The following is a 20,923-nucleotide window of genomic DNA, read 5'->3' on the forward strand; positions in this document are numbered from 1 at the left end:
GCAGCTCATAAAAGCTGGTCGGGGTGCTTTTTCGACTAGAACATGGCAGAAAGTCAAAGGAGGCATTATTAGGTAAAAAATGATACTGATTAGGGAAGTACCGATACAGGTGTTTCATCTCATTGGTTTGTTTGCGACAGATGTTTAGGTCAAATGCCTCATCAAAACAAGAGGTGTCAGGGAGATTAAATCCTGACTTCATAGAATGATTCCCGTCACGAATACGAATAATATAGGACCAATTTCTTTCTTGGCAGTGAGCCATGACATTGTAGGACTCATACCCTCTGTCCATAATAACTAGAGCTTGCTCGAAAGGGACAGCTCTCCATCATATCAATAAAAGCCGCACGCTCATCAAACTCCCGATTATCCTGAATCCGTAAATCGTGATAAATCTCTTGTTCAAGATTGTAGAGAGCATTGATATGAATGAGATTATAGGGAATGTGATGTGGTCCAGTTTGAAAAGAGGTCGTTTTATCAGAACGATTTCTTGGTAGAATCACATCACTACCATCAACAGCTAGGATAGGAAGGTTGTGAGAGATTGGAATTTTAGAAGTAATATTGGTAAACAGGGCTTTAAAAGCTTGATGTTTGATCTGATATCGTCGTTGGACAAAGGCAGATTGGGTAACTGGTAAATGTAAGTCAAGTAGCTCTTTGGCTAAGGCATTACCACCCATGGTCAGTATAGCTTGAATCATGGTTTTCATCGTTAGCTGACTTTTCCGACTAAAATCTTTTTCAGGATGAAGTACAAACTGGTCGGCAGAGGAAACGATGTCATTGATACTTTCAAATAAATGAGATTTAATCTGGTCTAGCATGACTTTTCCCCTTTTATTTTTAGTGTAACATAAAAACTAACCCACCACAAAATGTGATAGGTTAGTTAACTTAATGACATTGGACTTTTTGCCCAGCCTCTTTTTTGTTATACTAGACAGTATGTAGGAGGTGGCTATGTTAGAAAATTGGTTAAACACCAAGCAAGGTCAGGTGTTTCATTACAAGATGGAAAAGATTGAGTATGCCCTAGAACAGCTAGGAAATCCCCAGTTTGCAGTGCCGGTCATTCATGTCGCTGGAACCAATGGCAAGGGATCGACCATTGCCTTTATGCGTCAGCTATTTCAGGCCCATGGCTTTCGTGTCGGCAGTTTCGTGTCACCCCACATGGTGAGCGTACACGACAGGATTTGTATCGACAGCCAGCCCATTTCTGACCATGATTTTCAGCACTATTTACAGAAAGTCTACGACTTGGAGCAGGAAATCGCCGCTCGCTATGAGCCTTTCCGCTATTTTGAGGTTATGGTGCTCATTATGTTCCTCTATTTCCAGGACCAGCCGCTCGATGTGGCACTAGTAGAGGTGGGCATCGGAGGGCTTTTGGATACGACCAATGTCGTGGCACCAGCCCTAAGCGTTATCACCTCCATCGGCATGGACCATCAGGATTTACTAGGCTTGACTTTAGGGGAAATAGCAGAGCAGAAAGCGGGGATTATCAAGGAAAACGTGCCTGTCGTCCTTGGACCACTTTGTCCAGAAACCACAGCTATCTGTCGCCAAATTGCCCTTGACAATCAAGCTCCTGTCTATCAATTTGGTCAGGAATTTACCTATAAAGCAGGACAGTTCAGCAATACGGACATCGACCTGTCGGAATTAGTTCTGGGTCTGGCAGGCCATCATCAAGAAGAGAATGCGGCTGTAGCCCTACAAACTTTTCTACTCTATATGACCAATATCCAAAAAGACATTCAACCTCAGTTGATTCAACAAGCCCTTGCCCAAACCAGCTGGCCTGGTCGTTTGGAATTGGTTGCTCAAGAGCCAAAAATCTATTTGGACGGAGCCCACAATGTCCCAGCTATCGAACGTTTGGTTGAATTTATTCAGGTTCAAGAAGAACCTGTTACTATTCTCTTTTCAGCCCTTCGACGCAAGGACTTTCAAGAAATGCTGGAATTATTGAACGAAAAATTACCACATACTGCCCTTGTATTAACCAGCTTTGCTTATGATGGTGCCTTGTCCGAGGAAAACCGTCAAGGACGAGATTATGTTGAGAACTATCAGCAGTTTATAGAAGACTGGCAATCTAGCGAGCAAGGGATTTTGATTGTCACAGGTTCTCTTTACTTTATCTCAGAAGTTCGTCGGATTTTTAAAAAATGACAATCATTTTGCGAATAAATAGGTATGACACATGCAGAAAAAATAGCATTTCTAAAGGAATTTGAAAAGCTCAAACGCCATACCTTTCGCCAATTAGAACAGTTTGCAAAAATTTCTAGAACTCCCGATAGGAAATGACATCGGGAGTGCTTTTTGATATAATAAGGAAAGCAAATCCAAGGAGAAGAAAATGACAGAATTAGATGTAGTTTCGGACGTAGTTACTCATCCTGAGGAAACTTATCGGCGTAGTCGTAGAGCATCACGCAGACAGCAAGTGCAACTGAATGGTGAATTTCATGAAAGAGTATTAAAGACAAAGTATTGGCCAGCTCTTGTTTGGAGCTTAGTTTTAAGTGTTTTTAGCGTAGCCAATCCACTGCTAATGCCATTTGCAACCAATATACAAACTCAAAATTTATATGCAGGGATGGCAATGGTAAATGGACAAATCCCTTATGGTGATTTCTTTGGTACAAGCGGGTTATTATTCTACTTACTTGCTTTCTTAGGTCATCTGGGAGGGACTTTCATTATCTTTGGAATCCTCCAGTTTATAGCGTTACTGATAGCGGGAATCTATTTCTATAAGATTGTAGCTTATTTTAGTCAGTCAGAACACCTAGCGACAAGTTCTAGTCATTGGTTCTATGTATTTATTTTTGCACTTGGTTTTGGAGGGATGTATGCAGAAATGTTTGCTCTTCCGTTTCTTTTGACTAGTGTGTGGTTTCTGGTCCGCTATTTTGAAAATGCAGTGCGTGATGAGGCATTTATCCTCTACGGAATCGATGCGGCATTGGTATTTTTAATTTACCCAAAAAGTCTGATTCTTTGGTTAGTTGCGGGTCTAGTTTTATTTATTTTTAATATCCAACACCGCCAAGTTACTCGAGGAATCTATCAATTATTAGCGACCATTTTTGGTTTTCTTCTGATTCTATATGCGGTAGGTTATTATGCTTTTGAGGCGCAGATTCTGGGGACAGCTATTCAACAAACTTTCCTTTATAACTTACAGTTAGACTTTCACCATTCCTATCTATATTTAGCCTTGGCGATTGTGTCTGTATTCTTACTCTTATCTGGATTCTTTAAAAGTTTCATCCAAATGATGTTTTCTTTCAAACAAGGAAGACATACCTATATCAAAGTTCTCCTATTATTGACTTTCTTAGTTCAATGTGTCTTTATTATTGGGAATGCTAACTTTCAATGGAGCCAACTCATTCTTCTTTTACCGTATGGTTTTGCGATGTCAGTCGTTTACCTGCGTGATGAGGATGTAGAAGATCGTTGTGGATATTTACGTCGTCAATTCTTTCTTCCGTTAGCTATTTGCTTGGGTATTATCGCTCAACCTGCTTATCTTTATTTGATACAGGGAGATTTGAGAACAGACCGTGAACAAGTTGCCAATTACATTGGTGAACAAACGAAAGATTCAGATAAGATTTATGTTTGGGATAATAGCGCAAGCATCTATCTTTCAAGTCAACGTTTATCTGCCGTAACGATTACTACAGCAGAACCCTATCTGAATACTGACGACAATAAAAATAGCTTGATGTATGACATCAATAAAAATGAGGCAAAATTTGTAGTCGTCAATAAGAATTTGCCAATTCTAGATGAAATCAAGACAAATTTAGAATCACAGTACCAGTCTGTTCAGACAACGGATTACTTTACGATTTATCAAAAGAATGAATGATTGCTCAGGCAGTCATTTTTTCTTTAGCCTATCTGGGAAAAGGAGGGAAAGTAGATATGTGGTATAATGGAAAAATAAGCATTCGGGAAAAATTATTAAAGAAATGTAGGAGAAATGATGTCACATATTATTGAACTACCAGAAATACTAGCCAACCAGATTGCGGCTGGTGAGGTCATTGAGCGACCGGCCAGTGTGGTTAAGGAGTTGGTGGAAAATTCCATTGACGCAGGGGCTAGTCAGATTGAAATTAGTGTTGAAGAGGCTGGCCTTAAAATGATTCAAATCACGGATAACGGTGAGGGGATTGCCCCTGATGAAGTAGCGCTTGCCCTCCGCCGTCACGCCACCAGTAAGATAAAAAGTCAATCGGATTTGTTTCGTATTCGTACCCTCGGTTTTCGTGGAGAAGCTCTTCCTTCCATTGCTTCTGTCAGTCATATGGTTATTGAGACAGCTACGGCAGACTCTACACACGGACTTCATTTGGAGGCCAAAGGTGGTGTCATCGAGAAAGAGGAGCCCGTTAGTCGTCCAGTTGGTACGCAGATTACTGTTTCGGATTTATTTTACAATACCCCTGCTCGTCTCAAATACGTTCGCAGTCAACAGGCTGAATTATCACATATTGTTGATGTTGTAAATCGATTGAGTCTAGCTCATCCGGAAATAGCTTTTGCCTTAGTAAACGAAGGACGAGAATTAATTAGAACTGCAGGGACAGGGAAACTTCGTCAGGCAATTTCAGGGATTTATGGGATTGCTTCTGCCAAAAAAATGGTTGAAATTGAGGCAGAAGACCTGGATTTTCAGATTTCAGGTTACGTTTCCTTGCCAGAGTTGACTCGTGCCAACCGCAACTACATTTCCATTTTCATCAATGGTCGCTATATCAAGAATTTTTTGCTTAATCGAGCGATTTTGGAAGGTTATGGTAGTAAGTTGATGGTTGGACGCTTTCCGCTGGCGGTGATTTCTATTGAGATTGATCCTTATTTGGCTGATGTCAATGTGCATCCGACCAAGCAGGAAGTTCGCATCTCCAAGGAAAAAGAACTCATGACCTTGATTCGAGAGGCGATTAGTCAAGCGCTTAAAGAGCAGGACTTGATACCAGATGCTCTTGAGAATTTAGCTCAGTCAAGTACTCGACCAAAAGTAAAAGCAGAGCAAGGCACCTTACCACTCAAAGAGCCAAAAATCTATTATGATACGATTAAGCAAGACTTCTTCTTAAAACCAGACGTGGTCGCTGAGGATGTCAAACCTCTCGAAGAGGATAGGCAAGAGATTGTTGAGTCGCCTGTCGAAAATAAACCTACATCCGTTCAATTTGCAGAACGTCAGTCGGTGGAATCAGAAGATCAGGAGCATCCTAATCTAAGTGCAAAAGAATTGGCAAAACTGGCAGATAAATTAGACCGGGAGGAAACATCGACATTTCCAGAGTTAGAATATTTTGGTCAAATGCATGGGACGTATTTATTTGCACAAGGCAAGACAGGACTTTATATCATTGACCAGCATGCCGCACAAGAGAGGGTCAAATACGAATACTATCGTGAGAAAATTGGACAGGTTGACAATTCAGCTCAACAGTTATTGGTGCCGTATATTTTTGAATTTCCGCAGAATGATGCCCTTAACCTTGTCCACAAAATGGATGCCCTCCGTCAAGTTGGTGTCAACTTAGAAGAATATGGAGCTAATCAATTTATTCTGCGTGAACATCCTATTTGGATGAAGGAAGAGGAGATTGAGTCTGGCATCTATGAGATGTGCGACATGTTGCTCTTGACGGATCAGGTGTCAATCAAGCAGTATCGGGCAGAACTGGCTATCATGATGTCATGTAAACGGTCGATCAAGGCCAACCATGCTTTGGATGATTATTCGGCGCGTGATTTATTGAGACAACTGTCTTACTGCCAAAATCCCTATAACTGCCCGCACGGTCGCCCAGTCTTAGTGCATTTTAGCCAGTCGGACATGGAAAAAATGTTCCGTCGCATTCAGGAAAATCATACAAGTTTGCGTGAATTGGGCAAGTATTAACATAGTTGAAAAAGTTGACACATTAGTAAAGGAAGTATATGTACGACTATATCAAAGGAATTTTAACGAAAATAACTGCAAAATATATTGTGGTAGAAACGCATGGAGTAGGCTATATCTTGCAGGTTGCGAATCCCTACGCCTATTCAGGACAAGTCCAGCAAGAAGTGACTGTCTATACTCATCAGGTGATTCGTGAAGATGCTCATCTGCTCTACGGATTTGCTACAGAAAATGAAAAATCCGTCTTTCTGAGTCTGATTTCAGTATCAGGTATTGGTCCGACAACGGCTCTGGCTATTATTGCTGTCGATGATAATGATGGGCTTGTTCGTGCCATTGAGCAAAAAAATATTACCTATCTGACCAAGTTTCCGAAGATCGGCAAGAAAACAGCCCAGCAGATGATTTTGGACCTGGAAGGCAAGTTTGTCATGAGCGAAGAAGCGGGTCCTGTTCAACAAGTAGCACCATCCAGTGAAAATATCGCCCTCGAAGAAGCCATGGAAGCCATGGAAGCTCTTGGCTACCGACCAGCCGAACTCAAGAAAATCAAGAAATTCTTCGACGGCACCAACGACACCGCAGAAAACTACATCAAGTCAGCCCTTAAAATGTTGATGAAGTGATAGGATACTAAGGCGTTAAGCGATACAAAGCAAAATAGACGGCCGAACAGAAATTTTGCTAGAAATTTCGTTGTGAGACCTCCGCAATGACAGCTAGGTAAGAGGCGAGTTTTAACGACGCCTCTTGCCAGATTCAACTGCGTTATTCGGTGATATTTATGATTCAGTTTGACAATTTTACAAAGTATCGTAGTCGTGTTTCAGTCAGCTTATCCTGATTCGCACTTTAGTTATTCACGAAAAGGAGTTTCTATGTCCTGTTGTGCTTGGGTTAATCTAAATAATCCACTCTATATTGCTTACCATGATGAAGAATGGGGCAAGCCACTTCACGATGAACAGTCTTTGTTTGAGTTGCTTTGCTTGGAATCCTACCAAGCTGGACTTTCCTGGGAAATTGTTCTCAATAAACGCCAGGCTTTTCGCTCAGCTTTTTTCAACTATGATATTCAAAAGGTTGCGGTCATGACAGATAGCGAATTAGACGGTCTTCTTGCCAATCCCAACATCATTCGCCACAAGGCTAAATTGTATGCGACCAGAGCCAATGCGCAGGCTTTTACCAAGGTGCAGGAGGAATTTGGCAGCTTTGACCACTATCTCTGGTCTTGGGTAAACTTTACACCGATTGAAAACCCTGTCAAGTCCTTCCGAGAAGTGCCGACCAAGAATGACTTGTCTGAGCGGATTTCAAAAGATTTGAAAAAACGAGGTTTCAAATTTGTAGGTCCTGTCTGTATTTATTCTTATTTGCAGGCAGCAGGTCTGTTGAATGAACATGAAGAAACTTGTGAGATTGGAAAGAAATTACGAACTAATTAGATGAGCGAGCAATCGCACCCTAGACAGAGGAGGAATATGAAAGCAGAACTAATCGCCGTTGGGACGGAGATTTTGACAGGCCAAATCGTTAATACCAATGCTCAGTTCCTTTCGGAGAAATGTGCAGAGCTGGGAATTGATGTTTATTTCCACACAGCTGTTGGAGATAATGAAAACAGGCTTCTGTCTGTACTGGAAGTAGCCCGTCAGCGGAGCGACTTGGTCATTCTCTGTGGAGGACTTGGTCCAACTGAGGATGACTTGACCAAGCAGACCCTGGCGACCTTCTTAGGTAGAAATCTTGTGTTTGATGAGTTGGCTATGGCAAAATTAGACCGCTTCTTTGCCAGTCGCCCAGGTCGTGTCCGTACACCAAATAATGAGCGTCAGGCACAGATTGTGGAGGGAAGTCAGGCGCTACCGAATCCAGCTGGTTTAGCTGTTGGTGGTATGATTGAGCAAGATGGTGTAACCTATATTGTTTTGCCTGGTCCACCAAGTGAGCTCAAGGCCATGTTTTCTGAGAGTCTCTTGCCTTTACTGTCCCAATCTCAGCAGCAACTTTATTCGCGTGTCCTACGCTTTTTTGGCATTGGTGAAAGCCAGTTGGTAACTGTTTTGGCGGACTTGATTGACAAGCAGACAGACCCAACTCTAGCACCCTATGCTAAGGTTGGAGAGGTGACTTTACGCTTGTCCACCAAAGCGACCAGCCAAGAAGAAGCAAATCTACGTTTGAATCAGTTGGAAGAAGAAATCTTACAACATGACAAACTGGCAGACTATTTCTATGCCTACGGAGAGGACAATAGTTTGGTCAAAATGGTAGCGTCTTGTTTGATAGAGAAAAAACAAACTATAGTCATCGTCGAACAGGGGACAGGTGGTCTCTTGCAAGCTGAATTGAGTTTGGCTTTGGCTGATCAGCCGTATTTTAGCGGAGGGAAAGTCATCGGTCAGCTAGGGACAGAATCGGGCAGGCTATCAGAGGAAGCTGACTGCATTCGGCAGGAGCTGCAAGCTGATTTAGGTTTGGCTGTGTCTGTGCTTATCAAACCGGAATCAACAGAGGACAACGTACTTGCAAAAGTATATCTCACTTTGGCTACGACCTCGGGTATTTCCCAAAAAGAGATAGATTTAGGTGGTTATTCGTGGCAATACCTTCGCCAGCTTGCTTGCCTGCAGGCCTGGGATTTTGTACGAAACACTTTGTGAAATAGCAGATATTTGCTATAATAGTTTGACTAAGAAAAGAGGAGAAAATCATTGGCTAAGAAACCAGGAAAAAAATTAGAAGATATTACAAAGAAATTTGGCGATGAGCGTAAAAAAGCGCTGGATGATGCCCTAAAATCAATTGAAAAAGATTTTGGTAAGGGTGCTGTCATGCGTCTTGGTGAGCGTGCTGAGCAAAAAGTTCAAGTCATGAGTTCAGGTAGCTTGTCAATCGACATTGCGCTTGGAGCGGGTGGCTATCCGAAGGGGCGTATCATTGAGATTTACGGTCCAGAGAGCTCAGGTAAGACAACTGTTGCCCTTCATGCAGTAGCTCAAGCTCAGAAAGATGGCGGTATTGCTGCCTTTATCGATGCGGAGCATGCCTTGGATCCAGCCTATGCAGCAGCTCTTGGTGTCAATATTGATGAGTTGTTCTTGTCACAGCCAGACTCAGGAGAGCAGGGTCTTGAAATCGCTGGTAAGTTGATTGACTCTGGTGCTGTTGATTTGGTTGTTGTTGACTCGGTTGCAGCCCTTGTACCACGTGCAGAAATTGACGGTGATATTGGTGATAGCCACGTTGGTTTGCAGGCTCGTATGATGAGTCAGGCCATGCGCAAACTCGGTGCATCCATCAACAAAACAAAAACAGTAGCCATTTTCATTAACCAGTTGCGTGAAAAAGTCGGTGTCATGTTTGGTAACCCTGAAACAACACCTGGTGGACGTGCGCTTAAATTCTATGCATCTGTCCGTATGGATGTTCGTGGAAACACACAAATCAAAGGAACAGGCGACAAGAAAGATCAAAACGTTGGTAAGGAAACCAAGGTGAAGATTGTGAAAAACAAGGTGGCGCCACCATTTAAAGAAGCTGTTGTTGAAATCATGTACGGTGAAGGAATTTCTCGCACAGGTGAATTGATTGAGATTGGTAGCAACCTCGGCATCATCCAAAAAGCAGGTGCTTGGTATTCATATAATGGAGAAAAAATTGGCCAAGGTTCTGAAAATGCTAAGAAATTCTTAGCAGATAATCCGGCAATCTTTGATGAAATTGACCGCAAGATTCGTGTTCATTATGGTTTAATTGAAGCAGATGGAGTTGAAGAGGTTGCGACCGAAGAAGCTCCTGTTGTTGCGGAAGAGATCCAAGATGTTATCCTAGATCTTGATGGCGGTATTGAATTAGAAGATTAATTCCTAACAAAATAGATTTAATATTGAACTATTGATGCCTATCTGTTATAGGTGTGTGCGAAGTTGTTTAGTATAAGCACGAAAAAGTCTGGAAATTCCAGGCTTTTTTCTAATAAAAACCGAATTTTTACCCCAAAATTTAAAGTTTTTTTAAAAATAGGTCTGCAGACCGAGGGAATTTATGATATAATAGTCTATAATGTGCTTAATAAAATGTAGCAAAGGAGTGACTACATGATTAAAATTTATACTGTATCTAGTTGTACTTCTTGTAAGAAAGCGAAAAATTGGTTAAATGCTCACCAATTATCTTATAATGAGCATAATCTTGCGAAGGAAGCCATTACTAAGGAAGAAATCCTAAATATCTTAACAAAAACAGAGAATGGTATTGCAAGTATCGTATCGTCAAAAAACCGTTATGCAAAGAGTCTGGACTTTGATATTGAAGAGTTGAGTGTGAACGAGGTCATTGATTTAATTACCTCTAATCCACGTATTTTGAAGAGTCCAATCTTGATTGATGAGAAACGACTTCAAGTGGGCTATAAAGAAGATGATATACGCGCTTTCTTGCCACGTGCAGTGCGCAATGTTGAAAATGCTCAAGCTCGTATGAGAGCAGCTCTATAAGATGTACAAAAGGACTCTTTTGGGGTTCTTTTTGCGCATTTTTTGAGAATAATTAAAATTTGTGATATAATGTAAAAAATAGGGAAAGAAGGTGTAAGTATGGGATTTACCGAAGAAACCGTTCGTTTTCGCCTAGATGATACAGATAAACAAGAAATCAGCAAAACATTGACTAGTGTTTATCGTTCGCTAGAGGAAAAGGGCTATAATCCGATTAACCAAATCATTGGCTATGTATTAAGTGGGGACCCTGCTTATATTCCTCGCTATAATGATGCCCGCAATCAGATTCGTAAGCATGAACGCGATGAAATTATCGAAGAATTGGTGCGCTACTATTTGAAAGGAAATGGGATTGACCTCTAATGAGAATAATGGGATTAGACGTCGGTTCCAAGACAGTTGGTGTAGCCATTTCAGATCCGTTAGGTTTCACGGCCCAAGGGTTGGAAATCATCCCAATCGATGAAGAAAAGGGCGAATTCGGTCTGGAGCGTTTGACCGAACTTGTAGAACAGTACAGGGTTGATAAATTTGTTGTAGGCTTGCCGAAGAATATGAATAATACTAGTGGTCCACGTGTGGAAGCTAGTCAAGCTTACGGTGATTTATTGACTGAGCGTTATAAACTTCCAGTTGATTATCAGGATGAACGTTTAACAACTGTTGCAGCAGAACGGATGCTGATTGAGCAAGCGGATATCAGCCGAGGAAAACGCAAGAAAGTTATTGATAAATTAGCAGCTCAGCTGATTTTACAAAATTATTTAGATAGAACATTTTAAAGGAGATTCTAATGGCACATCATCATGACCATGAACACGACCACAATCACGACGAACGTGAATTGATTACTTTGGTAGACGACCAAGGTAACGAAACACTTTTTGAAATCTTATTGACGATTGATGGTCAAGAAGAGTTTGGTAAGAACTATGTTCTCTTGATTCCTGCAAGTGCAGAAGAAGATGAGAACGGAGAAGTTGAAATCCAAGCCTACTCATACATTGAGAATGAGAATGGCACGGAAGGCGATTTGCAACCTATCCCAGAAGACGCAACAGCAGAATGGGATATGATTGAAGAAGTCTTTAACAGCTTTATGGAAGAGGAATAAAAAGGTTCAGTGGGCCTTTTTATTATGAGCTGAAAATCAAAGAGCGAATTGAGGTCCGGTGGAGTGAAGTAATCTGGGGGAGACTGTTTTAGCCCGAGTTAAGAAACAGCAAGGCGAGGGATGAATCATGAGCCAGAAAATCAAAAGGGAGGCTAGATGAAAGATAGTTCTACAGAAAGAAATAAGAGGCTGAGTGAGGAATTAGAGAGGTGTCTACTGGCTGATAAAAATATTTTGGTCATATTAGACATAATGGATAGAAGTAATGAAGAATCCTGAAATAAAAGTTTTGGGATTTTTTGAATTTTTGAGTAAAAACTCTTGCAATGGCAAGTAGAATCTGGTAGAATGTTCTAGTGCCGTAAAAATTACGGCTGTAGCTTTGATGCAAGAGGTTGCGACACGCTCGGTTGCATTGCCACGCAACACGTGTTGGTTTTCTTGTGGAGCTAGCCTATTATGTTAAATAGACGAAAAGGAGAAAAAGATGGCAAACAAAAAAATCCGCATCCGCTTGAAAGCGTACGAACACCGTACACTTGATACAGCAGCTGCAAAAATCGTTGAAACTGCAACACGTACAGGTGCTCAAGTAGCAGGTCCAGTTCCACTTCCAACAGAACGTAGCCTCTACACAATCATCCGTGCGACTCACAAGTATAAAGACTCTCGTGAGCAGTTCGAAATGCGTACACACAAACGTTTGATCGACATCGTTAACCCAACTCAAAAAACAGTTGATGCGTTGATGAAATTGGATCTTCCAAGTGGTGTAAACGTAGAAATCAAATTGTAATCAAGTTGCGAGCAAAACTCAGAATCTTGATTTGAGCATGAAAAACGCTCGTTAAAAACTTTTTAACTATAAAATAAGAAAAGGAATATTTTTCTCATGACAAAAGGAATCTTAGGGAAAAAAGTGGGAATGACTCAAATCTTCACTGAATCTGGTGAATTTATCCCTGTTACTGTCATCGAAGCAACTCCAAACGTTGTTCTTCAAGTGAAAACAGTTGAAACTGATGGTTATGCAGCAGTTCAAGTTGGTTTTGATGACAAACGTGAAGTGTTGAGCAACAAACCTGCCAAAGGCCATGTAGCTAAAGCTAACACAGCTCCTAAGCGCTTCATTCGTGAATTCAAAAACATTGAAGGCTTGGAAGTTGGACAAGAAATTACAGTTGAAACTTTCGCCGCTGGTGATGTTGTTGATGTAACTGGTACATCTAAAGGTAAAGGTTTCCAAGGTGTTATCAAACGCCATGGTCAATCACGTGGTCCTATGGCTCACGGTTCTCGTTACCACCGTCGTCCAGGTTCTATGGGTCCTGTTGCACCTAACCGTGTATTCAAAGGTAAAAACCTTGCAGGTCGCATGGGCGGCAACCGTGTAACAATTCAAAACCTTGAAGTTGTACAAGTTGTTCCAGAAAAGAATGTTATCCTTATCAAAGGTAACGTACCAGGTGCTAAGAAATCTCTTATCACTATCAAGTCAGCAGTTAAAGCTGGTAAATAATAAGGAAAGGGGAAATCAGTCGAAATGGCAAACGTAACATTATTTGACCAAACTGGTAAACAAGCTGGTGAAGTAGTTCTTAACGATGCGATCTTTGGTATCGAGCCAAACCAAGCAGTTGTATTTGATGTGATCATCAGCCAACGTGCTAGCCTTCGTCAAGGTACTCACGCAGTTAAAAACCGTTCAGCAGTCTCAGGTGGCGGACGCAAACCATGGCGTCAAAAAGGAACTGGACGTGCTCGTCAAGGTTCTATCCGTTCACCACAATGGCGTGGCGGTGGCGTAGTCTTCGGACCAACTCCACGTTCATACGCGTACAAACTTCCACAAAAAGTTCGTCGCTTGGCGCTTAAATCTGTTTACTCAGAAAAAGTTGCTGAAAATAAATTTGTAGCTGTTAACTCACTTGAATTCACAGCTCCAAAAACTGCTGAATTTGCAAAAGTGCTTGCAGCATTGAGCATTGATTCTAAAGTCCTTGTTATTCTTGAAGAAGGCAACGAATTCGCAGCTCTTTCTGCTCGTAACATCCCAGGAGTTAAAGTTGCAACTGCAACAACTGCAAGCGTACTTGACATCGCAAATGCAGACAAACTTCTTGTAACTCAAGCAGCTATCTCTAAAATTGAGGAGGTTCTTGCATAATGAATTTGTATGATGTTATCAAAAAACCTGTCATCACAGAAAGCTCAATGGGCCAACTCGAAGCAGGCAAGTATGTATTTGAAGTTGACACTCGTGCGCACAAACTCTTGATCAAGCAAGCTGTTGAAGCTGCATTCGAGGGTGTTAAAGTTGCAAATGTTAACACAATTAACGTGAAACCTAAAACAAAACGCGTAGGTCGTTATGTAGGTCGCACAAACAAAGTGAAAAAAGCAATCATTACATTGGCTGCTGATTCAAAAGCGATCGAATTGTTCGCTACAGCTGACGCTGAATAATCAAAGGAGGAATTAACGTGGGTATTAAAGTTTATAAACCAACGACAAATGGCCGTCGTAACATGACTTCTTTGGACTTCGCTGAAATCACAACAAGCACTCCAGAAAAAAGCTTGCTTGTTGCTTTGAAGAGCAAAGCTGGTCGTAACAACAACGGTCGCATCACTGTTCGTCACCAAGGTGGCGGTCACAAACGTTTCTACCGTTTGGTAGACTTCAAACGTAACAAAGATGGCGTTGAAGCAATCGTTAAAACTATCGAGTACGATCCAAACCGTTCAGCAAACATCGCTCTTGTACACTACACAGACGGTGTTAAAGCTTACATCATTGCTCCTAAAGGTCTTGAAGTTGGTCAACGCATCGTTTCAGGTCCAGAAGCAGATATCAAAGTTGGTAACGCACTTCCACTTGCAAACATCCCAGTCGGTACTGTTGTTCACAACATCGAGCTGAAACCAGGTCGCGGTGGTGAGTTGGTTCGTGCTGCTGGTGCATCTGCACAGGTTCTTGGTCAAGAAGGTAAATACGTTCTTGTTCGCCTTCAATCAGGTGAAGTTCGTATGATCCTTGGTACTTGCCGTGCTACTGTTGGTACTGTAGGTAACGAACAACATGGCCTTGTTAACCTTGGTAAAGCAGGTCGTAGCCGTTGGAAAGGTATCCGTCCAACAGTTCGCGGTTCTGTAATGAACCCTAACGATCACCCACACGGTGGTGGTGAAGGTAAAGCGCCAGTTGGTCGTAAAGCACCATCTACACCATGGGGTAAACCAGCTCTTGGTTTGAAAACTCGTAACAAGAAAGCTAAATCTGACAAACTTATCGTTCGTCGTCGCAACCAAAAATAATCTATTCTTAGTTGCTTAGCATTCTATATCATCCGCCAACTCGGTAGCCCGCTATGCGGGCAAGCCGCTGTGGTACATATTTTAAAGGAGAAAACACTAAAATGGGACGTAGTCTTAAAAAAGGACCTTTCGTCGATGAGCATTTGATGAAAAAAGTTGAAGCTCAAGCAAACGACGAAAAGAAAAAAGTAATTAAAACTTGGTCACGTCGTTCAACGATCTTCCCAAGTTTCATCGGTTATACAATCGCAGTTTACGATGGACGTAAACACGTACCTGTATACATTCAAGAAGACATGGTAGGTCACAAACTTGGTGAATTTGCACCAACTCGTACTTACAAAGGTCATGCTGCTGACGACAAGAAAACTCGTCGTAAATAATTTAGGAGGAAAACACAATGGCAGAAATTACTTCAGCTAAAGCAACTGCTCGCACAGTACGTGTTTCACCTCGTAAATCACGTCTTGTCTTGGATAACATCCGTGGCAAAAGCGTAGCAGACGCAATCGCAATCTTGAAATTCACACCAAACAAAGCTGCAGGCATTATCGAGGGAGTTTTGAACTCAGCAATCGCTAACGCTGAAAACAACTTTGGTTTGGAAAAAGCTAACTTGGTAGTCAGCGAAGCATTCGCAAACGAAGGACCAACGTTGAAACGTTTCCGTCCACGTGCGAAAGGTTCTGCTTCACCAATCAACAAACGCACAGCTCACATCACTGTAGTTGTGGCAGAGAAATAAGGAGGTAAAAACGTGGGTCAAAAAGTACATCCAATTGGTATGCGTGTTGGCATCATCCGTGATTGGGATGCTAAATGGTATGCTGAAAAAGAATACGCGGATTACCTTCATGAAGATCTTGCAATCCGCAACTTTATCAAAAAAGAATTGGCTGATGCGTCAACATCAACAATCGAAATCGAACGTGCTGTAAATAAAGTAATCGTTTCTATCCACACTGCTAAGCCAGGTATGGTTATCGGTAAAGCTGGTAGCAACGTTGATGCACTTCGTGCTCAATTGAACAAATTGACTGGTAAACAAGTACACATCAACATCATCGAAATCAAACAACCTGATTTGGATGCACACCTTGTTGGTGAGTCAATCGCTCGTCAATTGGAGCAACGTGTGGCATTCCGCCGTGCTCAAAAACAAGCTATCCAACGTGCAATGCGCGCTGGTGCAAAAGGTATCAAAACACAAGTTTCTGGCCGTTTGAACGGTGCTGACATTGCCCGTGCAGAAGGCTACTCAGAAGGAACTGTTCCTCTTCATACACTTCGTGCGGATATCGACTACGCTTGGGAAGAAGCTTTGACAACTTACGGTAAACTTGGTGTTAAAGTATGGATCTACCGTGGTGAAGTTCTTCCAGCTCGTAAAAACACTAAAGGAGGTAAATAACAAATGTTAGTACCTAAACGTGTAAAACACCGTCGTGAATTCCGTGGAAAAATGCGCGGTGAAGCTAAAGGTGGAAAACAAGTAGACTTTGGTCAATACGGTCTTCAAGCAACTACTAGCTCATGGATTACAAACCGCCAAATCGAAGCTGCCCGTATCGCTATGACGCGTTACATGAAACGTGGTGGTAAAGTTTGGATTAAGATCTTCCCACACAAATCATACACTGCTAAAGCTATCGGTGTACGTATGGGTTCTGGTAAAGGTGCTCCTGAAGGTTGGGTAGCTCCAGTTAAACGCGGTAAGGTTATGTTTGAAGTAGCTGGCGTTTCTGAAGAAATCGCACGCGAAGCATTCCGCCTTGCTGGTCACAAATTGCCAGTTAAAGTTAAATTCGTAAAACGTGAAGCAGAATAAGGAGAAGACATGAAACTTCAAGAAATTAAAGATTTTGTAAAAGAACTTCGTGGCCTTTCTCAAGAAGAACTTGCTAAGAAAGAAAACGAATTGAAGAAAGAACTCTTCGAACTTCGTTTCCAAGCTGCTGCTGGTCAACTTGAGCAAACTGCTCGTTTGAACGAAGTGAAGAAACAAATTGCACGTATCAAAACTGTGCAATCTGAAACTAAATAATAGATTGGGAAAGGAGAATTTCAATGGAACGCAATAATCGTAAAGTTCTTGTTGGACGCGTAGTATCTGACAAAATGGACAAAACAATCACAGTTGTAGTTGAAACTAAACGTAACCACCCAGTCTATGGTAAACGTATTAACTACTCTAAAAAGTACAAAGCTCATGATGAAAACAATGTTGCTAAAGAAGGCGATATCGTTCGTATCATGGAAACTCGCCCACTTTCAGCTACAAAACGTTTCCGTCTTGTAGAAGTTGTGGAAGAGGCAGTTATCATTTAATCAACCTGAAAGGAGAAAATTGACATGATTCAAACAGAAACTCGTTTGAAAGTTGCTGACAACAGTGGCGCACGTGAAATCTTGACAATCAAAGTTCTTGGTGGTTCAGGACGTAAATTCGCGAACATCGGCGACATCATCGTTGCTTCAGTAAAACAAGCTACTCCTGGTGGTGCGGTTAAAAAAGGTGACGTTGTTAAAGCCGTTATCGTTCGTACTAAGACAGGTGCTCGTCGTGCTGATGGTTCATACATCAAATTCGATGAAAATGCTGCAGTTATCATCCGTGAAGACAAAAACCCTCGCGGAACTCGTATCTTTGGCCCAGTGGCACGCGAATTGCGTGATGGCGGTTTCATGAAAATCGTTTCATTGGCACCAGAAGTACTTTAATCAAATAGTTTTAGGAAATTTGTTACAGACTAGGCAGTTTGTTGTAGATAGTACTTGGGTACATCAAAACAAACTAACGAAGTCTGTGGCGGATTTAGTAAACTAGAAAACAAACTAAGTCCCCTGGTTAAATTACTAACCAGGGTGCCCATTAGGGCGTAAGAAATCATAGGAGAAATCAAATGTTTGTAAAAAAAGGCGATAAAGTTCGCGTAATCGCTGGTAAAGACAAAGGCGTTGAAGCAGTTGTCGTAACAGCACTTCCAAAAGTAAACAAAGTTATTGTTGAAGGTGTTAACATCGTTAAGAAACACCAAAAACCAAACAGCGAAAACCCTCAAGGCGCTATCGTTGAGAAAGAAGCTCCAATCCATGTGTCAAACGTTCAAGTTCTTGACAAAAATGGTGTTGCAGGACGCGTTGGTTACAAGTTTGTAGACGGCAAAAAAGTTCGCTACAACAAAAAATCAGGCGAAGTGCTTGATTAATCACGAAGGAAAGGAGAAGTATAATGGCAAATCGTTTAAAAGAAAAATATCTTAATGAAGTAGTTCCTGCTTTGACTGAACAATTTAACTATTCTTCAGTTATGGCTGTGCCAAAAGTTGATAAGATCGTTTTGAACATGGGTGTTGGTGACGCTGTTTCTAACGCTAAAAACCTTGAGAAAGCTGCTCAAGAATTGGCTTTGATCTCAGGTCAAAAACCACTTATCACTAAAGCTAAGAAATCAATCGCCGGCTTCCGTCTTCGTGAGGGTGTTGCGATCGGTGCGAAAGTAACTCTTCGTGGCGAACGTATGTATGAGTTCTTGGACAAATTGGTTACAGTTTCACTTCCACGTGTACGTGACTTCCACGGTGTACCAACTAAGTCATTTGACGGACGTGGTAACTACACACTTGGTGTGAAAGAGCAATTGATCTTCCCAGAAATCAACTTCGACGATGTTGATAAGACTCGCGGTATGGATATCGTTATCGTTACAACTGCTAACACTGACGAAGAATCACGTGCATTGCTTACTGGCCTTGGTATGCCGTTTGCAAAATAAGAGGGAGAGAATAAATGGCTAAAAAATCAATGATCGCTAAGAACAAACGCCCAGCTAAGTTCTCTACACAAGCTTACACACGCTGTGAAAAATGTGGACGTCCACACTCAGTTTACCGCAAATTCAAATTGTGCCGTGTATGCTTCCGCGACTTGGCTTACCTTGGACAAATTCCTGGCGTAACAAAAGCTTCTTGGTAAGATAAGATGTGCGAGCGTTTAGCAACCAACGCAAAGATAGGAGATTTGACGACGAAGTTCACTTCTAGGAAAATCTATCATCTTTGCTAAGGTTGTAGCTCGAACTCAATTAAAACATGATACTAAGGGCGTGACGGACAAAGTGAAAATAGGAACTCTAGCGAAGAACGCTTGCGTTCTAGATAGAGTTATCTTTTTCACACAGACCGTAGCCCGAGTTCAAATGTTAGGATGCAATAGCATTATACTAGCAAATTCAAACTTTGCATTGCCTATCAGGCACACATTAACTAGCAAGTGACTAGATCAAACTGCTAGTGAGAGGAGAAACAACAAATGGTTATGACTGACCCAATTGCAGATTTTTTGACACGTATTCGTAACGCTAACCAAGCAAAACACGAAGTGCTTGAAGTTCCTGCATCAAACATCAAAAAAGGGATTGCTACAATCCTTAAAAACGAAGGTTTTGTGAAAAACGTTGAATTCATCGAAGATGACAAACAAGGTATCATCCGCGTATTCTTGAAATACGGACCAAACGGTGAAAAAGTTATCACTAACTTGAAACGCGTTTCAAAACCAGGTCTTCGTGTTTACTCAAAACGTGAAGATATTCCAAAAGTTCTTAACGGACTTGGTATCGCAATCATCTCAACATCAGAAGGTCTTTTGACTGACAAACAAGCTCGTCAAAAGAACGTTGGTGGTGAGGTTATCGCATACGTTTGGTAATCTTTTAGCTTCCAATTTCGTCATGTGCCTGTGTTAGAGCGTCTTGGCATACTCGAGTATAGTCTGCGTCGCTCGGTCTGGGCACATTTAGAAATTGAAACCTAAAAGCATGATTGCTTCTCAAATGCGATCATAAAACCTGCTCATTCGAACACGGGCTAAAGTCTGTGTAAAAAAGACAATCCTTCCTCGAAGCTTAGGCTTCTGCGTCAAGATTCCTATTTTTACTTTGACTTCTTAACGCCCTCTGTATCATGAGCCCCCGTGAAAACTAGTCGCTAGACGGCTTGATAATTTAACAGGAGAATTAAAAAATATGTCACGTATTGGTAATAAAGTAATTACATTGCCTGCTGGTGTTGAGCTTGCTCAAAACAACGGCGTGGTAACTGTAAAAGGACCTAAAGGGGAATTGACTCGTGAATTCCCAACTGCTATTGAAATCCGTGTGGAAGGTGCAGAAGTAACTCTTCACCGTCCAAACGATTCAAAAGAAATGAAGACTATTCACGGTACTAGCCGTGCTAACCTCAACAACATGGTTGTTGGTGTTTCTGAAGGCTTCAAAAAAGAACTTGAAATGCGTGGTGTCGGTTACCGTGCTCAATTGGCTGGTAACAAATTGACACTTGCTGTTGGTAAATCACATCCAGATGAAGTGGTTGCACCAGAAGGTATTACATTTGAAGTTCCAACACCAACACAAATCGTCGTGTCTGGTATCAACAAAGAAGTTGTTGGTCAAACAGCAGCTTACATCCGTAGCCTTCGCGCTCCTGAGCCATACAAAGGTAAAGGTATCCGCTACGTTGGTGAATTCGTTCGCCGTAAAGAAGGTAAAACAGGTAAATAATAGCTTGCTGAGGTGGCTTAGCCACCTGGCTGACTATTTCTCAAATTGTTTCGTAAGAAACAGAATCATACATTAAGAGGTGAATATTGTGATTTCAAAACCAGATAAAAACAAAATCCGCCAAAAACGCCACCGTCGCGTTCGCGGTAAAATCTCTGGAACTGCTGCTCGCCCACGTTTGAACATTTTCCGTTCTAATACAGGCATCTACGCTCAAGTGATTGATGACGTAGCGGGTGTAACGCTCGCAAGCGCTTCTACTCTTGATAAAGAAGTTTCAAAAGGTACTAAGACAGAACAAGCTGTTGTTGTAGGGAAACTCGTTGCTGAACGCGCGGTAGCTAAAGGTATTTCTGAAGTGGTCTTTGACCGCGGTGGATATCTCTATCACGGACGTGTGAAAGCTTTGGCTGAATCAGCTCGTGAAAACGGATTGAAATTCTAATAGGGAGGACACTAAGA

29 protein-coding genes and 1 pseudogene are annotated in these 20,923 nt (G+C 41.7%); 29 read left to right on the forward strand and 1 reads right to left on the reverse strand.

Annotated features, from left to right (window positions below):
• A pseudogene (locus ODU45_RS07665) lies at positions 1 to 833 on the reverse strand (transposase); the annotation flags it as partial.
• Between the two features lie 136 nt (positions 834 to 969).
• Between ODU45_RS07665 and ODU45_RS07670 the strand changes: the two are divergent.
• From ODU45_RS07670 to rplR, 29 genes are all read left to right on the forward strand, one after another.
• On the forward strand, positions 970 to 2,190 hold the full coding sequence (locus ODU45_RS07670) for a bifunctional folylpolyglutamate synthase/dihydrofolate synthase (protein ID WP_398581082.1): 1,221 nt from the start codon (positions 970 to 972) through the stop codon (positions 2,188 to 2,190).
• A gap of 190 nt (positions 2,191 to 2,380) precedes the next feature.
• Positions 2,381 to 3,904, forward strand: coding sequence for a quinol oxidase (locus ODU45_RS07675; RefSeq protein ID WP_398581083.1), 1,524 nt, complete (start codon positions 2,381 to 2,383; stop codon positions 3,902 to 3,904).
• Between the two features lie 117 nt (positions 3,905 to 4,021).
• Positions 4,022 to 5,959, forward strand: a complete 1,938-nt coding sequence (mutL, locus tag ODU45_RS07680; protein ID WP_398581085.1) for a DNA mismatch repair endonuclease MutL — start codon at positions 4,022 to 4,024, stop codon at positions 5,957 to 5,959.
• A 38-nt stretch (positions 5,960 to 5,997) separates the two neighbouring features.
• A complete protein-coding gene (gene ruvA, locus ODU45_RS07685) occupies positions 5,998 to 6,588 on the forward strand; it encodes a Holliday junction branch migration protein RuvA (RefSeq protein WP_024406764.1) in 591 nt (196 codons plus the stop codon).
• A 252-nt stretch (positions 6,589 to 6,840) separates the two neighbouring features.
• Entirely contained in the window at positions 6,841 to 7,410 is a 570-nt protein-coding gene (locus tag ODU45_RS07690) for a DNA-3-methyladenine glycosylase I (protein WP_105106162.1), read from the forward strand.
• Between the two features lie 36 nt (positions 7,411 to 7,446).
• Positions 7,447 to 8,628 (forward strand): competence/damage-inducible protein A, encoded by a 1,182-nt coding sequence (locus ODU45_RS07695; protein WP_398581086.1) that lies wholly within the window; start codon positions 7,447 to 7,449, stop codon positions 8,626 to 8,628.
• A gap of 51 nt (positions 8,629 to 8,679) precedes the next feature.
• Positions 8,680 to 9,831 carry a recombinase RecA gene (gene recA / locus ODU45_RS07700; protein WP_398581087.1) on the forward strand — a complete coding sequence of 384 codons (1,152 nt, stop codon included), beginning with the start codon at positions 8,680 to 8,682 and terminating at the stop codon, positions 9,829 to 9,831.
• Positions 9,832 to 10,065: 234 nt separating this feature from the next.
• On the forward strand, positions 10,066 to 10,464 hold the full coding sequence (spx, locus tag ODU45_RS07705; protein WP_002939362.1) for a transcriptional regulator Spx: 399 nt from the start codon (positions 10,066 to 10,068) through the stop codon (positions 10,462 to 10,464).
• Between the two features lie 99 nt (positions 10,465 to 10,563).
• Complete coding sequence (locus ODU45_RS07710; RefSeq protein ID WP_002939360.1) at positions 10,564 to 10,830, forward strand: IreB family regulatory phosphoprotein; 267 nt, start codon at positions 10,564 to 10,566, stop codon at positions 10,828 to 10,830.
• Entirely contained in the window at positions 10,830 to 11,249 is a 420-nt protein-coding gene (ruvX, locus tag ODU45_RS07715; RefSeq protein ID WP_398581088.1) for a Holliday junction resolvase RuvX, read from the forward strand. The genes ODU45_RS07710 and ruvX overlap by 1 nt, the downstream gene beginning before the upstream one ends.
• Positions 11,250 to 11,260: 11 nt before the next feature.
• Positions 11,261 to 11,581, forward strand: a complete 321-nt coding sequence (locus ODU45_RS07720) for a DUF1292 domain-containing protein (RefSeq protein ID WP_002939343.1) — start codon at positions 11,261 to 11,263, stop codon at positions 11,579 to 11,581.
• A gap of 487 nt (positions 11,582 to 12,068) precedes the next feature.
• Complete coding sequence (gene rpsJ / locus ODU45_RS07725; RefSeq protein ID WP_014735259.1) at positions 12,069 to 12,377, forward strand: 30S ribosomal protein S10; 309 nt, start codon at positions 12,069 to 12,071, stop codon at positions 12,375 to 12,377.
• Between the two features lie 96 nt (positions 12,378 to 12,473).
• Entirely contained in the window at positions 12,474 to 13,100 is a 627-nt protein-coding gene (gene rplC / locus ODU45_RS07730; protein WP_011921686.1) for a 50S ribosomal protein L3, read from the forward strand.
• A gap of 24 nt (positions 13,101 to 13,124) precedes the next feature.
• Positions 13,125 to 13,748 carry a 50S ribosomal protein L4 gene (gene rplD / locus ODU45_RS07735; protein ID WP_004195490.1) on the forward strand — a complete coding sequence of 208 codons (624 nt, stop codon included), beginning with the start codon at positions 13,125 to 13,127 and terminating at the stop codon, positions 13,746 to 13,748.
• Positions 13,748 to 14,047: a 50S ribosomal protein L23 gene (locus tag ODU45_RS07740; RefSeq protein ID WP_004195491.1), complete on the forward strand. Its 300-nt coding sequence runs from the start codon at positions 13,748 to 13,750 to the stop codon at positions 14,045 to 14,047. Before rplD ends, ODU45_RS07740 begins: the two co-directional genes overlap by 1 nt.
• Positions 14,048 to 14,064: 17 nt before the next feature.
• Positions 14,065 to 14,898 carry a 50S ribosomal protein L2 gene (gene rplB / locus ODU45_RS07745; protein ID WP_002936663.1) on the forward strand — a complete coding sequence of 278 codons (834 nt, stop codon included), beginning with the start codon at positions 14,065 to 14,067 and terminating at the stop codon, positions 14,896 to 14,898.
• A gap of 101 nt (positions 14,899 to 14,999) precedes the next feature.
• Positions 15,000 to 15,281: a 30S ribosomal protein S19 gene (gene rpsS, locus ODU45_RS07750; protein WP_000533766.1), complete on the forward strand. Its 282-nt coding sequence runs from the start codon at positions 15,000 to 15,002 to the stop codon at positions 15,279 to 15,281.
• Between the two features lie 17 nt (positions 15,282 to 15,298).
• Positions 15,299 to 15,643 carry a 50S ribosomal protein L22 gene (gene rplV, locus ODU45_RS07755; RefSeq protein ID WP_002936662.1) on the forward strand — a complete coding sequence of 115 codons (345 nt, stop codon included), beginning with the start codon at positions 15,299 to 15,301 and terminating at the stop codon, positions 15,641 to 15,643.
• Positions 15,644 to 15,655: 12 nt separating this feature from the next.
• Positions 15,656 to 16,309 carry a 30S ribosomal protein S3 gene (gene rpsC, locus ODU45_RS07760; protein WP_002936661.1) on the forward strand — a complete coding sequence of 218 codons (654 nt, stop codon included), beginning with the start codon at positions 15,656 to 15,658 and terminating at the stop codon, positions 16,307 to 16,309.
• Between the two features lie 3 nt (positions 16,310 to 16,312).
• Positions 16,313 to 16,726 carry a 50S ribosomal protein L16 gene (gene rplP / locus ODU45_RS07765; RefSeq protein ID WP_002936660.1) on the forward strand — a complete coding sequence of 138 codons (414 nt, stop codon included), beginning with the start codon at positions 16,313 to 16,315 and terminating at the stop codon, positions 16,724 to 16,726.
• A 9-nt stretch (positions 16,727 to 16,735) separates the two neighbouring features.
• Positions 16,736 to 16,942: a 50S ribosomal protein L29 gene (rpmC, locus tag ODU45_RS07770; protein ID WP_002936659.1), complete on the forward strand. Its 207-nt coding sequence runs from the start codon at positions 16,736 to 16,738 to the stop codon at positions 16,940 to 16,942.
• Positions 16,943 to 16,965: 23 nt separating this feature from the next.
• Positions 16,966 to 17,226, forward strand: a complete 261-nt coding sequence (gene rpsQ / locus ODU45_RS07775; protein ID WP_000440801.1) for a 30S ribosomal protein S17 — start codon at positions 16,966 to 16,968, stop codon at positions 17,224 to 17,226.
• A gap of 24 nt (positions 17,227 to 17,250) precedes the next feature.
• The gene (gene rplN / locus ODU45_RS07780) at positions 17,251 to 17,619 is read left to right on the forward strand and encodes a 50S ribosomal protein L14 (protein WP_002936658.1); all 369 of its coding nucleotides are present in this window, start codon (positions 17,251 to 17,253) and stop codon (positions 17,617 to 17,619) included.
• Between the two features lie 182 nt (positions 17,620 to 17,801).
• Positions 17,802 to 18,107, forward strand: a complete 306-nt coding sequence (gene rplX / locus ODU45_RS07785) for a 50S ribosomal protein L24 (RefSeq protein ID WP_002936656.1) — start codon at positions 17,802 to 17,804, stop codon at positions 18,105 to 18,107.
• A 23-nt stretch (positions 18,108 to 18,130) separates the two neighbouring features.
• Positions 18,131 to 18,673, forward strand: coding sequence for a 50S ribosomal protein L5 (rplE, locus tag ODU45_RS07790; protein ID WP_002936653.1), 543 nt, complete (start codon positions 18,131 to 18,133; stop codon positions 18,671 to 18,673).
• 14 nt (positions 18,674 to 18,687) lie between these two features.
• On the forward strand, positions 18,688 to 18,873 hold the full coding sequence (locus tag ODU45_RS07795) for a type Z 30S ribosomal protein S14 (protein WP_002936651.1): 186 nt from the start codon (positions 18,688 to 18,690) through the stop codon (positions 18,871 to 18,873).
• Positions 18,874 to 19,209: 336 nt separating this feature from the next.
• Positions 19,210 to 19,608 carry a 30S ribosomal protein S8 gene (rpsH, locus tag ODU45_RS07800; protein WP_002936647.1) on the forward strand — a complete coding sequence of 133 codons (399 nt, stop codon included), beginning with the start codon at positions 19,210 to 19,212 and terminating at the stop codon, positions 19,606 to 19,608.
• Positions 19,609 to 19,924: 316 nt separating this feature from the next.
• Positions 19,925 to 20,461 (forward strand): 50S ribosomal protein L6, encoded by a 537-nt coding sequence (gene rplF / locus ODU45_RS07805; protein WP_004195502.1) that lies wholly within the window; start codon positions 19,925 to 19,927, stop codon positions 20,459 to 20,461.
• Between the two features lie 88 nt (positions 20,462 to 20,549).
• Positions 20,550 to 20,906 carry a 50S ribosomal protein L18 gene (gene rplR, locus ODU45_RS07810; protein ID WP_002936641.1) on the forward strand — a complete coding sequence of 119 codons (357 nt, stop codon included), beginning with the start codon at positions 20,550 to 20,552 and terminating at the stop codon, positions 20,904 to 20,906.
• Positions 20,907 to 20,923 lie beyond the last annotated feature (17 nt).

It is taken from the genome of Streptococcus sp. 2022WUSS135 (assembly GCF_044427045.1).
In the GTDB taxonomy this organism is placed as follows: domain Bacteria; phylum Bacillota; class Bacilli; order Lactobacillales; family Streptococcaceae; genus Streptococcus; species Streptococcus hashimotonensis.

Excerpts from the sequence above, each read along its gene's own strand:
- ODU45_RS07670 (WP_398581082.1), top strand. The coding sequence starts at position 970 with ATGTTAGAAAATTGGTTAAACACCAAGCAAGGTCAGGTGTTTCATTAC.
- ODU45_RS07675 (WP_398581083.1), top strand. The coding sequence starts at position 2,381 with ATGACAGAATTAGATGTAGTTTCGGACGTAGTTACTCATCCTGAGGAA.
- mutL (WP_398581085.1), top strand. The coding sequence starts at position 4,022 with ATGTCACATATTATTGAACTACCAGAAATACTAGCCAACCAGATTGCG.
- ruvA (WP_024406764.1), top strand. The coding sequence starts at position 5,998 with ATGTACGACTATATCAAAGGAATTTTAACGAAAATAACTGCAAAATAT.
- ODU45_RS07690 (WP_105106162.1), top strand. The coding sequence starts at position 6,841 with ATGTCCTGTTGTGCTTGGGTTAATCTAAATAATCCACTCTATATTGCT.
- ODU45_RS07695 (WP_398581086.1), top strand. The coding sequence starts at position 7,447 with ATGAAAGCAGAACTAATCGCCGTTGGGACGGAGATTTTGACAGGCCAA.
- spx (WP_002939362.1), top strand. The coding sequence starts at position 10,066 with ATGATTAAAATTTATACTGTATCTAGTTGTACTTCTTGTAAGAAAGCG.
- ODU45_RS07710 (WP_002939360.1), top strand. The coding sequence starts at position 10,564 with ATGGGATTTACCGAAGAAACCGTTCGTTTTCGCCTAGATGATACAGAT.
- ruvX (WP_398581088.1), top strand. The coding sequence starts at position 10,830 with ATGAGAATAATGGGATTAGACGTCGGTTCCAAGACAGTTGGTGTAGCC.
- ODU45_RS07720 (WP_002939343.1), top strand. The coding sequence starts at position 11,261 with ATGGCACATCATCATGACCATGAACACGACCACAATCACGACGAACGT.
- rpsJ (WP_014735259.1), top strand. The coding sequence starts at position 12,069 with ATGGCAAACAAAAAAATCCGCATCCGCTTGAAAGCGTACGAACACCGT.
- rplC (WP_011921686.1), top strand. The coding sequence starts at position 12,474 with ATGACAAAAGGAATCTTAGGGAAAAAAGTGGGAATGACTCAAATCTTC.
- rplD (WP_004195490.1), top strand. The coding sequence starts at position 13,125 with ATGGCAAACGTAACATTATTTGACCAAACTGGTAAACAAGCTGGTGAA.
- ODU45_RS07740 (WP_004195491.1), top strand. The coding sequence starts at position 13,748 with ATGAATTTGTATGATGTTATCAAAAAACCTGTCATCACAGAAAGCTCA.
- rpsS (WP_000533766.1), top strand. The coding sequence starts at position 15,000 with ATGGGACGTAGTCTTAAAAAAGGACCTTTCGTCGATGAGCATTTGATG.
- rplV (WP_002936662.1), top strand. The coding sequence starts at position 15,299 with ATGGCAGAAATTACTTCAGCTAAAGCAACTGCTCGCACAGTACGTGTT.
- rplP (WP_002936660.1), top strand. The coding sequence starts at position 16,313 with ATGTTAGTACCTAAACGTGTAAAACACCGTCGTGAATTCCGTGGAAAA.
- rpmC (WP_002936659.1), top strand. The coding sequence starts at position 16,736 with ATGAAACTTCAAGAAATTAAAGATTTTGTAAAAGAACTTCGTGGCCTT.
- rpsQ (WP_000440801.1), top strand. The coding sequence starts at position 16,966 with ATGGAACGCAATAATCGTAAAGTTCTTGTTGGACGCGTAGTATCTGAC.
- rplN (WP_002936658.1), top strand. The coding sequence starts at position 17,251 with ATGATTCAAACAGAAACTCGTTTGAAAGTTGCTGACAACAGTGGCGCA.
- rplX (WP_002936656.1), top strand. The coding sequence starts at position 17,802 with ATGTTTGTAAAAAAAGGCGATAAAGTTCGCGTAATCGCTGGTAAAGAC.
- rplE (WP_002936653.1), top strand. The coding sequence starts at position 18,131 with ATGGCAAATCGTTTAAAAGAAAAATATCTTAATGAAGTAGTTCCTGCT.
- ODU45_RS07795 (WP_002936651.1), top strand. The coding sequence starts at position 18,688 with ATGGCTAAAAAATCAATGATCGCTAAGAACAAACGCCCAGCTAAGTTC.
- rpsH (WP_002936647.1), top strand. The coding sequence starts at position 19,210 with ATGGTTATGACTGACCCAATTGCAGATTTTTTGACACGTATTCGTAAC.
- rplF (WP_004195502.1), top strand. The coding sequence starts at position 19,925 with ATGTCACGTATTGGTAATAAAGTAATTACATTGCCTGCTGGTGTTGAG.